Origin of the sequence: Rhodoferax sp. OV413, from assembly GCF_945881795.1 — a bacterium.
Classification (GTDB): domain Bacteria; phylum Pseudomonadota; class Gammaproteobacteria; order Burkholderiales; family Burkholderiaceae_C; genus Allorhodoferax.
On record NZ_CAMCVG010000001.1, the window covers coordinates 16,273 to 30,304 of the forward strand.

Annotated in this window: 12 protein-coding genes and 1 pseudogene; 6 read left to right on the forward strand and 7 right to left on the reverse strand. The window is 62.2% G+C overall.

Annotation, left to right across the window (positions count from 1 at the left end; translation table 11 throughout):
- Positions 1-9: 9 nt before the first annotated feature.
- Positions 10-2,067 (reverse strand): sigma-54-dependent Fis family transcriptional regulator, encoded by a 2,058-nt coding sequence (locus tag Q0O05_RS00080; RefSeq protein WP_293659694.1) that lies wholly within the window; start codon positions 2,065-2,067, stop codon positions 10-12.
- Between the two features lie 302 nt (positions 2,068-2,369).
- Between Q0O05_RS00080 and pedF the strand changes: the two genes are divergently transcribed.
- Positions 2,370-2,858: a cytochrome c-550 PedF gene (pedF, locus tag Q0O05_RS00085; protein ID WP_293659695.1), complete on the forward strand. Its 489-nt coding sequence runs from the start codon at positions 2,370-2,372 to the stop codon at positions 2,856-2,858.
- A gap of 42 nt (positions 2,859-2,900) precedes the next feature.
- Positions 2,901-3,788, forward strand: coding sequence for a transporter substrate-binding domain-containing protein (locus Q0O05_RS00090; RefSeq protein ID WP_293659696.1), 888 nt, complete (start codon positions 2,901-2,903; stop codon positions 3,786-3,788).
- 4 nt (positions 3,789-3,792) lie between these two features.
- Here Q0O05_RS00090 and Q0O05_RS00095 read toward each other — a convergent pair whose 3' ends face one another.
- Complete coding sequence (locus tag Q0O05_RS00095; RefSeq protein ID WP_293659697.1) at positions 3,793-4,770, reverse strand: PQQ-dependent catabolism-associated beta-propeller protein; 978 nt, start codon at positions 4,768-4,770, stop codon at positions 3,793-3,795.
- Between the two features lie 139 nt (positions 4,771-4,909).
- Here Q0O05_RS00095 and Q0O05_RS00100 point away from each other — a divergent pair, with 139 nt between their 5' ends.
- Positions 4,910-5,689 (forward strand): ATP-binding cassette domain-containing protein, encoded by a 780-nt coding sequence (locus Q0O05_RS00100; RefSeq protein ID WP_293659698.1) that lies wholly within the window; start codon positions 4,910-4,912, stop codon positions 5,687-5,689.
- On the opposite strand, the gene Q0O05_RS00105 is transcribed toward Q0O05_RS00100, so the two are convergent.
- The 3 genes from Q0O05_RS00105 to Q0O05_RS00115 are packed head-to-tail and all read right to left on the reverse strand — an operon-like array spanning position 5,673 to position 8,154.
- Positions 5,673-6,383 (reverse strand): ABC transporter ATP-binding protein, encoded by a 711-nt coding sequence (locus Q0O05_RS00105; protein ID WP_293659699.1) that lies wholly within the window; start codon positions 6,381-6,383, stop codon positions 5,673-5,675. The genes Q0O05_RS00100 and Q0O05_RS00105 overlap by 17 nt on opposite strands.
- Positions 6,384-6,385: 2 nt before the next feature.
- The gene (locus tag Q0O05_RS00110) at positions 6,386-7,159 is read right to left on the reverse strand and encodes an ABC transporter permease (protein WP_293659700.1); all 774 of its coding nucleotides are present in this window, start codon (positions 7,157-7,159) and stop codon (positions 6,386-6,388) included.
- Positions 7,144-8,154, reverse strand: coding sequence for a transporter substrate-binding domain-containing protein (locus Q0O05_RS00115; protein ID WP_293659701.1), 1,011 nt, complete (start codon positions 8,152-8,154; stop codon positions 7,144-7,146). Before Q0O05_RS00115 ends, Q0O05_RS00110 begins: the two co-directional genes overlap by 16 nt.
- Before the next feature lie 198 nt (positions 8,155-8,352).
- On the opposite strand from Q0O05_RS00115, the gene Q0O05_RS00120 reads away from it, so the two are divergent.
- Entirely contained in the window at positions 8,353-10,446 is a 2,094-nt protein-coding gene (locus Q0O05_RS00120; protein ID WP_293659702.1) for a TonB-dependent receptor, read from the forward strand.
- 2 nt (positions 10,447-10,448) lie between these two features.
- Here the strand turns inward: Q0O05_RS00120 and Q0O05_RS00125 are convergent, their stop codons facing one another.
- Together Q0O05_RS00125 and Q0O05_RS00130 are read right to left on the reverse strand one after the other, a co-directional pair.
- Positions 10,449-11,207: an RNA pseudouridine synthase gene (locus Q0O05_RS00125; RefSeq protein ID WP_293659764.1), complete on the reverse strand. Its 759-nt coding sequence runs from the start codon at positions 11,205-11,207 to the stop codon at positions 10,449-10,451.
- 203 nt (positions 11,208-11,410) lie between these two features.
- Positions 11,411-12,292, reverse strand: a pseudogene (locus Q0O05_RS00130) (MBL fold metallo-hydrolase); the annotation flags it as partial.
- Between the two features lie 103 nt (positions 12,293-12,395).
- Here Q0O05_RS00130 and dapF point away from each other — a divergent pair.
- Positions 12,396-13,274 (forward strand): diaminopimelate epimerase, encoded by an 879-nt coding sequence (dapF, locus tag Q0O05_RS00135; protein WP_293659703.1) that lies wholly within the window; start codon positions 12,396-12,398, stop codon positions 13,272-13,274.
- A 26-nt stretch (positions 13,275-13,300) separates the two neighbouring features.
- Positions 13,301-14,011 (forward strand): DUF484 family protein, encoded by a 711-nt coding sequence (locus Q0O05_RS00140; RefSeq protein ID WP_293659705.1) that lies wholly within the window; start codon positions 13,301-13,303, stop codon positions 14,009-14,011.
- Positions 14,012-14,032 lie beyond the last annotated feature (21 nt).

The following is a 14,032-nucleotide window of genomic DNA, read 5'->3' on the forward strand; positions in this document are numbered from 1 at the left end:
GCTCAGCAGTCAGCCCCAGACATCGGAAGGCAACTGGTCTTTCTTGCGGTAAATGGTGTTGCGCGAGACGCCCAGCATTTTTGCAGCGACCGAGACATTGCCACCGGTGCTGCGCAAAGCCTGCGCCATGGCGTCCAGGGCTACGTTCTCCAGCCTGGCCGGCTCTGTGCGCAGCGGCATAGCTTGTGGGGGCACAGGGGGCGCTGATACATCGATGCTGATGTCTGTGCGCGCCTGGAGGGCGGTGGCAGGGTAGGGCATGTGCCGCACGATAGAGGGCGGCAACATGCGGTCAGCCAGGTTGGCTTCCTCCAGAAAGTCCTGCGGCAGGTGGTGCAGTTGAACCTCAGAGCTGTCGCCTGCCATCACCACGGTGGTCCGGAGCAGATTAAAAAGCTGGCGGAAATTGCCCGGCCAGGGGAACTGGTGGAAGATGTCCATCACCTCGGCCGAAATGCCCATGGGGGTGGCTGTCCTGCAGACGCTGGCCAGAATTTTGCGGGTTACCACCTCCAGGTCCTGACGCTCGCGTAGCGCGGGAAGGCGCACCACCAAACCGTTCAGCCGGTAGTACAGGTCTTCCCGAAACTCGCCGCGGGCGATCATGTCTTTGAGGTTCTTGTTGGTGGCACAAATTACGGCAACGTCCACCTCCACCTCTTTCCCGGCGCCCAGCGGGCTGACTTTTCGCTCTTGCAGCACACGCAGCAAACGGGCCTGCAGGTGCTTGGGCATATCGCCAATTTCGTCGAGGAACAAGGTTCCACCGTTGGCGTACAAGACCTTGCCCACCGACCCCTTGCGCTTGGCACCGGTGAAGGCGCCCTCTTCGTAGCCGAACAACTCGGACTCAATCAGCGTCTCGGGAATGGACGCACAGTTCACCGATACGAAGTTGTGCCGGGCCCGTGGCGAATCGTTGTGAATGGCCTGCGCCAAAAGGTCTTTGCCGGTGCCGGTTTCGCCCAGGATCATGATCGGAATATCGCAGCCGCGCACCTTGCTGAGGTTTTGAATTACGCGGGCGAGCTGCGGGTCCCCGGTGTCAAGGTAGCGCAGGCTGGAGAGAGACTCCATGCGCGCTTGCTGTTTTTCAACCACCGGTGCGGCGGCGGGCGGCGCTTCAAAGCCCTGCGCCTCAAAGGTGTTGCGCGGCTTTTGTTCGCTGAGACAACACACGCTTACCCCGTTGTGCATGCACAGAGTGACGGGTTGGCTGCCTGCCGTCCGGATGCGGTCGATGAATTGCGAAATCGAGGTACCGAACAAGGATGAAAAAGTATGTGCGCCCAAGGCGTTGCACGAAAGACCCAGCTGAAACTGCGCGCTGCGGTTGGCGGTAACAAACCGGCCCTCCTGGGTGAGAACAACAATGCCCTCCATCAGCGTGCCCAGAAATTCCGCCCGTGAGTGAAAGCGCACGATCACATCTTTCGGGAAGACCGCCGCGAACATGTGGTTTTCAATCATTTGGGCGGACATGCGGACCAGCGCCATGGTGTGCTGGTGGTAGCTGCGGTGGTCGCCGGTTACGTCCAGCGCACCAATGACTTTGCCGTAGGGGTCAAAAATGGGGGTGCACGAGCAGGTAAGAAAGCGATTGACCTGCAGGTAGTGCTGCGCGCCGTGCACCACCACCGGATGTTCTTCGGCCAATGCGGTGCCAATCGCATTGGTGCCCTTGCTCTTTTCGGACCAGTCCACCCCCGGGGCCAGTGCCACACGAGAGGCTTTTTCCAGAAAGTCGGCATCACCCAGCGAGTGCAACACCATGCCGCTGCGCGCGGTGAGCAGCACCATGCTTTGCGTGGTTGCGATCTGGTGGTAGAGCGTCTCCATGATGGGCGCGGCATGCCGGTACAAAAACCGGTTGGCCTCCAAGGCTTCGTTCATCTCACCGCGGGCGGCAGAGGTGTAGTCGGGCAGGTCTATCTCGCGCAGGCCGAAGCCGTTCGACCGCCCGTGGGAGGTGTGTATGAGCGTGGTGTGCTCAGGACTGTCCAAGGGCGGGCAGATTAACGGGGCAAAGCCCTTCCCGCCGGCGTCGGCAATGCTAACTGCGGTCATTGTGTCTCCAGCAATCGCTTCCGGCCAGCCCATGGCGCTTGACTCAAAAGGACTTGTCGGGTCCGCTTCGAGTTCGCCAAGAAAATGATCCGTGCGATATGTTGTTGTGTAGCTCTTTGACATTCATTCTGCTCTGTTTTGAAACAATGTTCAACACGGCGCAATATGCAGGCCAAGCAGTGTCAGGGCGGTGTGTCAAGTTGGCACACCCGAGTGGAGCAGAGCCAAAATTGATTGGCGCGATATTTGCAGGCCTCTGCTGGTTGCAACACTAACTATTTACCTGGAAGGCAGACCTTTTCATGACAACCAATATCCTCAAACAGGGCGCACTGGCTGCGCTGGCACTGGCCGCCTGCATGGCCTGGACCTCCCAGAGCGCCTGGGCCCACGGCGATGTAGTCCCCCAGTCGGTAGACACAACGACATTGCCGCAACTCGGCCCCAAGTGGCTGGACAACAACCCCTATTCCGCAGGCCCCGCCAACAAGGAAGCACTGCGCATCGGCTCCTCTGCCTACAACCAGAATTGCGCACGTTGCCACGGCCTGGAGGCAATCTCCGGCGGCATATCGCCCGACTTGCGCAAGCTCGATGCCGACTGCATGGGCCTGGCCGATATGGCCAAAAAGCAGGCTTGTTTCGCGGAAATCAACGAATACTATGTGTCCACAACGCGCCGTGGGCGCACCCGCGACGGCCGCGTTTACATGCCTCCGTTTGAAGGTATCCTGACGCAGGAAGCCATCTGGGCGATCAAGACTTACCTCGAAACCCGCCGCGAGCCTTGATCCCAAGAGTGACCGGCAAGTAAAAAAATACATGGAGACACGATGAGTCAATCACGCAATGTGAACCCCGGCGCATTCCCTCGCCGAATTCTGCTGGCAGCCGCTGCGCCCTTGGCTTTAGGGCTGGGCGGTGTGGCGCAGGCCCAGGAGAGAACCGCGGTCGAGAAAATCCGCGCCAATGGCGCCCTCAAGGTTGCGCTCTATAAAGACAACGTCCCTTTCTCGGACGGCACTGCCTCCGCGATGACGGGTCTGGATGTGAGCCTGGCTGAGGCTTTGGCCCGGGAGCTGCAGCTCAAGACGTCGTTCCTCCCGTTCGATGCGGGCGAAAACATGGCGGATGACCTGCGCAACATGGTCTGGCGCGGGCACTACCTTGGCTACGGACCTGCCGACGTGATGTTGCACGTGCCGGTGGACAAATACTTCATGAGCCAGAACAGCCAGGCTTTCATCTTTGCCCCCTATACCCGCGAGTATCTGGTGTTGTTTTACAAGCGCGCAAACCTCGGCCTGGTGTCGCGTGTGGACGATCTGGTGGGCCGCAACATTGCGGTGGAGCGCGGTACCGGCGCTGCGAGCGCCATGTTGGGTTACCGTGGGGGCTTGGTGCGGGACCGGGTGATGCTGTTCAAGAGCGGCATGGATGCGGCCTCCAAGGTGCTCAGCGGTGAAGTCGATGCAGCGTTTGTCACTTTGGCGCAGGCTGAGGCCGCAGTGTTTGCCCGCAAGCTCGACCGCAAGGACTGGGAGTTCACCCAGCTCTCCATGCCAGCGGTCCCGCCCAACGGCTGGGCGCTGGGCATGGCCGTCAAGGCAGACAGCAAAGAGTTGGCCACCTTGCTCGACGCAGCGCTCGATCGTCTGCGCTCGTCGGGCGAACTGCTGCGAATCTTTCAGTCGCACGGCCTGACTCTGGCCGCGCCCTGACGATTTAGTTGGCCAGTATCGAGTGGGGTTCGCGCCCCACCGGTACGGTCTTGAGAGGTTTGCGGCTGGCGGTGTCGATGATGGTCATGTCGTCAGACATGCCATTGGCTGCATAGAGCTTGCTACCGTCCTTCGACAGTGCTACGCCCCACGCACGCTTGCCCACCAGTGCGACGCCCTTTACCGCGCGGCTGGCTGTATCGACCTCTGCAACATGGTTGGCGCGGCCCAGTGCGACCCACACGGTCTTGCCATCGGCACTCATGGTCATGCCCACAGGGGTGATGTCGGAGGCGCGCATGCCCTTCACCTCAAACTTCAGGGTGTGGCGCACTTTCATGGTTTGGGTGTCAATGATGCTGACGCTGGCACCCAGCTCGTTGGTTACCCAGAGCTCCGACGCATCGGGCGCAATCACAAAGCGGCGTGGGCGCAGCCCCACTTTGACCTGGCCCGTGGTTTTGCGCTTGTCCACATCAATGCGGTAGACGCTGCTGGCAACCTCGGAGGTTGCGAACAAGGTTTTGCCATCGGCAGTGACCAGCACGCCCTCGGGCTCGGCACCGGTCTTGACCGAGAACAATGGCTTCTTGGTCGCCAGGTCGTAGGCGGTCACGTTGTTCTCATCTTCGATCGACACATAGGCGACCTTGCCGTCCGGTGAGAGCGAAATGATTTCCGGGCTCTCGCCGGTGGGCACGGTGCCCACCATCTTGCCGGCCTTCACGTCAATGACGCCGAGCTGGTCGCTGTCGCCGCAAACAACCAAGATTTGCTGTCCGCTCTGGGCCCATTCCATATGGCGAGGGCGTTTGCAGACTTCGATGGAGCGCAGGACTTTTCCTTCGTCATCGAGCTGGACCACCGTATTGTCTTTCTCGCTGCTCACAAAGATGTCGGCCATGCTGGCAGTGCATGCCAACAAGGCAGCGCAGGCCAGCGAAACTGTGCGCAAAACGGGGGCGGTTTTAGGGGTTTTCATGGGGTGTCTCCTGTAGGTTTGGAAGCGAACACTGAGCAATACTCATGCCAGCTGGGGGCCAGGTCGCATCGCTGAAGATGCGGCACACATTGTGCTCAATGTGCTCACACCCCGCTGACTCACGTAGACTCAAACTGCCATGACAAACCCTGACCGCTCTCCCCAAAATTGCCAGCCTGTGCTGGTAACCCACGCGCTGCAAAAGTCTTACGGCGCCAAGAAGGTGTTGAAGTCGGTCTCACTCTCGGTGCGCTTGGGTGAGTTCGTCGCCTTGCTCGGTCCTAACGGTGCGGGCAAGTCCACCCTGATTCAGATTTTGAGTGGCCTTTTTGTGGCCGAGCAGGGCGACCTCAGCCTGCTGGGCTTTGATATCCGCAAGGACGCGTCCAAGGCCCTGGCAGGGTTGGGCGTGGTGTTTCAGCAGGCTTCCCTGGACCTGGATTTGAGTGTGCGGGCCAACCTGCTGTTTCACACCGACCTGCACGGCCTGCCACGGTCTGTAGCGCAAGAGCGTATTTCTGCGGGTCTGGAGCAGCATGGGCTGCAGGCCCAGGCCGAAGTGGCAGTGCGCGCGCTCTCAGGCGGCAACCGGCGCAAGGTGGAATTGATCCGCGCGCTGCTGCACAAGCCGAAGTTCTTGCTGATGGACGAGGCGACCGTGGGCCTCGATCCCGCCTCGCGCCACGACCTGATGCGCTCCGTCGAGGCGCTGGCCCGCAGCGGCGAGGTGGCGGTGCTCTGGACCACGCATTTGGTCGATGAAGTGGTGAACGCCGACCGCGTAGTGGTGCTGCACCAGGGGCAGATTGCTTTTGACGGCCTGCCCGCGCAGCTGATTGCCCAGTCAGGCGAGGCCACACTGGAGCAGGCATTTTTCAAGATCTGTGAGGCAGCGTCGTCGGCTACAGCGCGCCCTTGAGTAAATCCGGATGCTTTGTCAGTAGCTCGTGCCGCAGGGCCTGAACGGCCGGGTCGTGTTGGCTGCGCGGCCGCGGCAGAGTGACCGGCAGCTCCAGGAGCACGCGAGAAGGACCCGCGGTCAAAAACAGCACCCGGTCTGCCAAGGCCAGCGCCTCAGAGAGGTTGTGGGTGACGAACAGGACGGTGGGTTGGGTGGCCCGACAGAGCGACTGCAGGTGGCCGCGCAGCTGCTCCGCATTGGGCGCATCCAGCGACTGAAAAGGTTCATCCATCAACAGCAGCTGCGGCGCAACGCTGAAGGCGCGCAACAGGGCTACGCGACGCTGCATGCCGCCCGAGAGTTGGCCGGGAAATAGCATGGCGCAGTCATTCAAGCCCACGCTATGCAGGGCCTCAGCCAGCCGCTCCCCGGCCATAGACGCGTCAACCAGCTGCAGGTTTTGCGCGACGGTGAGCCAGGGCATGAGGCGTGGTTCTTGGAACATGAAACCCAGACGCGCTTGCGCATGCTGCTGCACCGTGCCTTGAAAATCGGTGTCCAGCCCGCTGATGATTTTGAGCAGGGTGCTCTTGCCTGCACCACTGGGCCCGACGATGGCGAGAAACTCGCCCGCGCGGGCGGTAAAGGCCAGATCGCGCAGGGCGCAATGCCCGTTGGTAAACGCTTTGGCCTGAATGTTTACCGACAACATGTTCAACCCCGCCACCGGTTAAGCCGGTTTTCCAGGGGGCGCAGCAGCATCGCCTCCAGCAAAAAAATCACGCCCGCAAAGGCCAAGGTGTAGGCCAGGATGCTCGTGATGTCGAAGAAGTGGAAAAAGCTGCCGATCTGAAAGCCCACGCCATCGCTGCGGCCCAGCAGCTCCACCACCAGCACAATCTTCCAAATCAGTGCCAGGCCATTGCGCGCGGAACTAAACAGGTAGGGGTAGAGTTGCGGCAGATAGACCTTAGTAAAGCGTTGGAAGCGGGTCAGCCGGTACACATCGGCGACCTCCAGCAGACTGGTGTCGACCGCGCGGGCACCTTCGCGCAGGCTCACCGCCACCATCGGAATTTTGTTGACGACCACCGCCGCAATTGCGGCTGCCTCCGTCAGGCCGAACCAGATGTAGCAGAGGATGGTGGTGACCAGCGCTGGGATGTTGAGCCCGAGCACCAGGAAGCTGTCGAGCAGCCGGTCCCAGCGGCGGGAGCGGCCCATGAGGATGCCGAGTGCCACCCCCAGCACCATGGCCAGCACAAAGCTGAGCCCGACCCGGGTAAGGGTGCTGCCCAAATGAAACAGCAGGCTGCCGGAGGTGATTTCGGCCCACAGCGCCCCCCAGACAGCCACCGGCGTGGGTAAAACACGGCTTTGCGCTTGCATGGCCACCAACTGCCACAGCGCGACCAGCACAAGCAGCGGCCAGACGCGCGACCAACCCGCGTCTTGCGTGGGTGCGGGGGGCTTTAGTTCTTCGGGCATACCGGAAGTTTGAACCCGCTCCAGAAAGTGCCATCGCTCAGCGTGCGCGATTTACCGACCAGCTTTTCGCCTCCGCTCTCGGCGAGTACCTTGAAAACCTGGCCGACGTTGCTCAGGTAGTCAGCCTCTAAGCACTGGGGAATGCCGCTGCGGTAACCGTTGCGCAGCGCTCCAAAGGTGGCGTTGTCCTCGGCGCGCATGAGGGGTTTGAGTCGCTCCCACTCGGAGTCATTCGTGGCCATCAGGCTCTTGGCCTCCATGGAGGCCTGGAAAAACTTCTCCATGACGTCGGGGTTCTTGGCAGCAAAGTCTTCACGGAAGACCCAGCCCACCAACGGGATGGGCTTATCGATGCCCAGGCCGGCCAAAATCTCAGGAAGACGGATCAGGGGGCCCATGCCTTTGGCTTCGAGGCGCGAATCGAAGTGCCACACGTTAAGCACGGCATCCACCTGCCCTGACAAGGCCAGCTCATTTAAAAGGGGTGGTGCCGCAAACACGGGCCGGGCGGAGGTGGAGAGATCGATGCCGTGTTTTTTGATCGCATAGGCGCGCAATAACAGCCAACCCTTGTCCGAGGCGCCGCCGCTGATGCCGATTCTCTTGCCCTTGAGGTCCGGCACTCCGCGAATCGCGCTGTCGCCTTTGACCGTGAGGTTGCCCACTGCGTTGGAGTAAGGCACCAGGGTGAAGTTATTGCCCTCGGCGCGCTGGCGGGTTACCCAAATCCAATCGGAAACGACCATGTCGACCGCGCCCCCCTGCAGGGCGACGGTAGAGGCATCGCCCGATGCCAACGGCACGACCTTGAACTTGAGTCCACGTTTTTGCGCCAGATTCCGGGCCTTAATGACATCCAGCTCCCAGTTGACTGTTCCAAATTGAAGCACTCCAACCCGCAATGTGACATCGCTGTTGGCGGCCGCGTGGCATGAAAAAGCCCACCATATCAAGAGCAAGCCGGTAAAACGGCCCAGTAGAAGGCGCGGGTTCATGTGCTGTTGGTTGCTCCTGCGAGGGAACTTTGTCTCACCGTTGTAATGCTAAACACGGCGCAAGTGCCATGCCAAGTGCGCCACACATTTCCCCCGGCTTCGTAGGTGCCCTGATAACTACCTAGATATTACCGGGGCTGAAGCTGCTAGATTCGCGCGCTCCTACCCCGAAAATTATCCAGAGCGAGACACACCATCATGCGGGCCCATCCGAAACTCCGACCTATCGTTATTGCCACCATTACCGCCTGCTGCAGCGCTGGCGTTATGGCCCAGACCCTGCAGGAAGTCGTCGTATCAGCCTCACGCAGTGAGCAAAAAAGTTTTGACGCGCCCGCTGCGGTGCAAAGCGTGGGGCGCGAAGTCATTCAAGACGCCGGTCCGCAGGTCAACCTGTCCGAGTCTCTGGTGCGAGTGCCTGGCCTGACCATTTTGGACCGCCAGAACTACGCGCAGGACTTACAGCTCTCGATCCGCGGCTTCGGCGCCCGCGCGACTTTTGGCATTCGCGGTATCCGCTTGTTGATTGACGGGATTCCGGCCAGCACCCCCGACGGTCAGGGCCAGGGCTCCAGCATCAGCCTGCCGTCTACCGAGCGCATTGAGGTGTTGCGCGGACCGCTGGCTCTGCTGTATGGCAATTCCTCGGGCGGCGTGATTCAAGCATTCACCAAGCCCGCACCCGACGCCCCCACGGTGGACTACCAGTACTACGTGGGCTCCTATGGATTGCACCGCGCGGACTACCAGTTTGGCGACACGGTGGGCAAAGTGGGCATCGTGGCCGACTACAGCACCATGAGCATTGACGGTTACCGCGCCAACAGCACGACCGAGCGCAAGCAGTTCAACGGCAAGCTCGCCATGGACCTGAACGATGACCTCAAGGTCAATCTGGTGTTCAACCAGTTTGATATGCCGCTGGCCCGCGACCCGCTGGGTTTGACCCGGGCCCAGCTTCAGCAAGATCCGTCTGCCGCGGGAACCAATGCCACTAGCACCCTGACACGCAAAATCGTGGCGCAAAACCAGGTCGGTAGTTCGGCTACCTATGCGCTGGACAAAGACCAGTCGCTGACCGGCCGCGTGTATTACGGCAACCGCGAGAACACCCAGTACCTGTCGTCAAGTCGATGGGTGGGCTTGACCCGCGACTACTACGGCGTGGGCCTGCAGTACAACGCCCGCACCAAGGTGGCCGACACGCCAGTGGAGTGGGTCACTGGGTACGAGTTCGACCGCTCACGGGAATACCGGGTGGGTGGTCTTTCGCCGGCGGGCCAAAAAACCGGCGCCAACACCCGCAGCGAGGACAACCAGTCCGAGAACAGCGATTTGTTTGTGCAAGGCACGGCCGCGCTGTCCGAGAAGGTGTCGGTCGCGGCGGGCCTGCGCAACAGCACGGTGCGTTTCATCAGCGATGACTATTACACCAGCGGCGGCGACCCTAATGGCTCGGGTAATGTGTCGTACCAGGCTACCAGCCCAGTGGTGGGCGTCACCTTCCATGCCTCCGACAGCCTGAACCTGTATGCTAACTATGGCAAGGGTTTTGAGACGCCTACGCTGGCCGAAATGGCGTATGTGCCTACGGCTGGAAGCACGACATTGCTGTCGGGCCAGTTCAACACGGCGCTCAACGCATCCACCAGCCGGCATTACGAGCTGGGCACCAAGTGGGCGCCGACCGAGACCTCGCGGGTTGATTTCGCTTACTACCAAATCGACACTACCGACGAAATCGTCATTGAGCGCAGCAGCCAGGGGCAGAATTCCTTCAAAAATGCACCGGGTACCAGCCGCAGTGGCTGGGAGCTGTCTGCGAGCAGCCAGTGGACCCCGCATATCGCCTTGACTGCGTCGGCCGCGATGATTGACGCGCAGTATTCACAGACCTTTACCACCGGCACGACGACCGTGGCTTCCGGCAGCAAGATGCCTGGCATTCCGCAAACCTCGGTGTACTCGGAACTGGCCTGGACCAGCCAGCCGGCCGGTGCAAGCCGCACGCCCAATGGGCTGCGCTTGGCGGTGGAGATGGTGCAGTCGGGCCGTATTTATGCCAATGACAGCAATACCGAGTCAGCCGATGGCCGCACCGTGTTCAACCTGAGCGCCAGCCAGCGCTGGGGCGTGGGCAAGGGGTCCTTGACCGCTTACGCGCGGCTCAACAACCTGAGCGACGAGCGCTATGTCGGCTCGGTCATCGTGAACCAATCGGCCTTGCAGTTCTACGAGCCGGGTCTGCCGCAGAACTGGACGGTGGGCCTGAGCCTGCGCGTTCCGCTGTAAGGCTAAAACTTCTCCCACGGCGCCAGATAGCGCCACTGGCCGGCCGGCAGGTCGGCCAGGGAGACGCGCCCGAGGCGCACGCGTTTGATTCCCAGCATCTGCAGTTGCGCGGTCTCGCACAAGTAGGCGATCAGGCCGGGGTGTGAGCCTTTCACGGCGAAGCGCAGGCGGCTCATCTCGGGCGTGCTGCTGCTCACACTCACCTTCACCGCAGGCAGCGTGAGCCGCGGATCTTTCAGGGCGTAGCCTATGGGCTTGAGCGCTTCGGGCGCGACCTCGCCCTGCACCTCGACCAGATATTCGTGCTCCATGGTGGCCATGTCTTCGCTGAGCTTGCGGGTGGTGCGCCAGTCCTGGGTGAAGACGACCAATCCGCTGGCACCGGTTTCCAGCTCCACGTCTGCCTCTAAATGCTGAAAGTGCCGCTTGAGCACGCGCTGGCCGCTGGGGTCGGTGCTCCAGTGGTGGGCGGCCGTGAGCAGTTGGCGGGCATCCGGGGGCGCTTTTTTGCGGCCGGGTTCATCCAGCCCGTCGGTGTGGCCGGCGGGCTTGTTCACCACCAAAGTGACGGCGGTGAGCTCCATCAGGCTGGCCTCGGGGTCTAGCGTGACGGTCTGGTGGTCTACGCGGTGCTGGGGCTCTTCCACCAATGCCCCATCAACGCGCACCCAACCGCCTTCGATGTATTGCTCGGCCTCTTTGCGCGAGCAGCCTTTGAGTTGCATCACTCTTTTGGACAGTCGCTCGCCGGTGTCCGGCAGTGTCGGGGCGGCGGCTTGCGGGTGTGGCGCTTTACGCGGGGGGCTAGTGCGAGGAGGGCTAGTGCGAGCGGGGCTGGTCCGAGGGCCTGGGGGGCCCGGGCGTTTGTCAGCTTGTGGCGGCCCTGCATTTTTCTGCGCTGCTTTTGGGGGAGCCATTGCTTGCGCCGCCACCGGTTTGGGCTGGAGCTTGAGGGTGCTTCGGCTCATGGGCGGCCTGTTTGGTTGGCGAGGGCGTAAATGCGTTCCACGTGCGCGAGCAGCGAGCGTTTGGCCACCGGCCAGAGCCGCGGCTCGACGTCGTCGTAGGCCAGGGGCAGCCAATCGTCCAGTCCGGCAAGCGGCAGGGCTTGCATGGCGGCGGCCACTTTGGCCTCGCGGCGCAGGCGGTGTGACTTGAGTGTGGCGATGGCTTCCAGAGCGCCGTCCATCACATGGCCGTGGGCCGGCAGGATGTAGCGAATCGCCTGGTCGGAGCAGGCGGCGCTGAGCGCGTCGAGCGAGTTCAGGTAGTCGTGCATGTTGCCGTCGGGCGGGTCGATGACGGTGGTACTGCCGTTGAGGATGTGGTCGCCGCTGAACAGCAGGCCCTCGTCCTCCAGCAGCAGGCACAGATGGTTGGCGGCATGTCCGGGGGTGAACAGGACCCTCAGGGTGTGCGCCGGATTGAGGGTGTTTTCGGCGTCTGAGGCAGGCAGGATATGCGTGAGCAGCTCATGATTTGATAGCACTCTGTCTGGGCTGAACTCGCTGGCGGCCCGCGCTGTTGGCGCTGAGGGCAGGCCCAGAATCGGTGGGCCACCCTGGCACAGGGCCTTCAGGGGCGCGGCGCCGGGCGCATGGTCTGGGTGGGAGTGGGTGCAGACGATGCGCAGAATGTTTCCGCCGGAGCCGTCTTCGAACAGCGCTGCCTGCCAGAGGCGCCGCAGGTGGTCCAGGTCAGCGGGGCCGGGGTCGATGACGGTGTAACCGGTGGCGGGCTCGCCGACCAGATAGCTGTTGGTGCCCGGGCCGGTCATCACGCCGGGGTTGGGGGCGGTCAGGCGCTGCACATGGCGCGTCAGGGGAACAGGACGATCGGTCTGCCAGGCGCCGACCAGCGAGGCATCGGCCGGCGACACATTGCCGGGCAGGAGGTGGTGAGGGCTGACCATGCGGCGGATTGTGCAACCAAACGCGGATAATGATTGCATGCGAATCCAGTTCACCAAAATGCAGGGCGCGGGCAACGACTTTGTGGTGCTTGACGAGACCCAAGGCCCGCTGGGCCTGACGCCGGCGCACTACCGTTTGCTGGGCGACCGCCACTTTGGTGTGGGCGCGGATCAGATTCTCACGGTGCGGCCGTCGCCCGGCGAGGGCATCGATTTCGAATACATCATCCACAACGCCGATGGCAACGAGGTCGAGCAGTGCGGTAACGGAGCGCGCTGCTTCGCCCGCTTTGTGCGCGAGCGCGGCCTCACCAGCAAAGACCGCATCCGTGTGAAAACCATGAAGGCCGTGATCGAGCCGCAGCTGACGGCGGATGGCCGCGTTACGGTGGACATGGGGCCGCCGGTGTTTGCGCCGCCCGGGATTCCGTTTGATGACAGCGGCCTCACTCTTCAGCCCATGGGAACATGGGGAAATTGGCCTCTGGCCCTCGATACCACTGCGTCACCAGCTACGCTTTTAGTAGCAACTGTGTCGATGGGAAACCCGCACGCGGTCACCCTGGTGGACGATGTGGATGCCGCGCCGATGGCCCTGTGGGGCCCGCAGGTGCAGGCCAGCCCGCGTTTCCCCCAAGGGGTGAATGTGGGCTTTATGCAGGTGACGGGTCGGGACAGCGTGCGCCTGCGGGTGTACGAGCGCGGCGTGGGCGAGACCCTGGCCTGCGGTACCGGGGCCTGCGCGGCGGCGGTGGCCGGCATTCGCCTGGGCTTGCTCGATGGGCGTGTCGATGTCCACACCCGCGGCGGCGCGCTCACCATTGCCTGGGCGGGCGAGGGTCAGCCGGTGTTCATGACCGGCCCTGCGACTACCGTGTTCCACGGCGAAATCGAACTGCCGGATGCGCCTCTGTAACCTATCAACCCAGCCACACCTTCACCATGACCGACGCAATGAACCCCGCACTGAACCCCGCATTAGGCAATCCCATCACCGAAGACGACATCGCCAATTACCTGGCCAACAACCCTGACTTCTTCCAACGGCATGCCGAGCTCTTGGCCACGGTGCAATTCACCAGCCCGCACAGCCACCGCACGGTGAGCCTGCAGGAGCGTCAGGCTGAAATGCTGCGCGACAAAATCAAGCTGCTGGAGCAGCGCATCATGGAAATGATTCGCCACGGTAACGAAAACGTCATGCTCTCCGACAAGATCCTGCGCTGGGCGAGGTCCTTGTTTCTCACGATCAACCCGGCCGAGCTGCCGCTCGAGGTGGAGCGCGAAATCAAGGAGCAGTTCGCCGTGCCACAGGTGGCTTTGCGCCTGTGGGGTTTGGCCGAGAGTTACGCCGCCCTGCCTGCCGCGCAGGCGGTGACCGATGATGCAAAGGTGTTTGCCTCCTCGCTTGCCGAGCCCTTTTGCGGCCTGAACACCGGCTTTGAGGCGGTGGGCTGGCTCGAAGCCCCCGCCGAAGTGCGCTCTCTTGCGCTGCTGCCCCTGCGCAGTGGTGTGGCGGGCAGCCAGGCGCCGGCCTTTGGCATGCTGGTGCTGGCTTCCAGCGACGCGCAACGCTTTCAGGCGGGCATGGGCACCGACTTTCTGGCCCGCATCGGCGAGATTGCCAGCGCGGCGCTCTCCCGCCTGCGTTAGAGCGCAGTTCTGGCCGGAAAG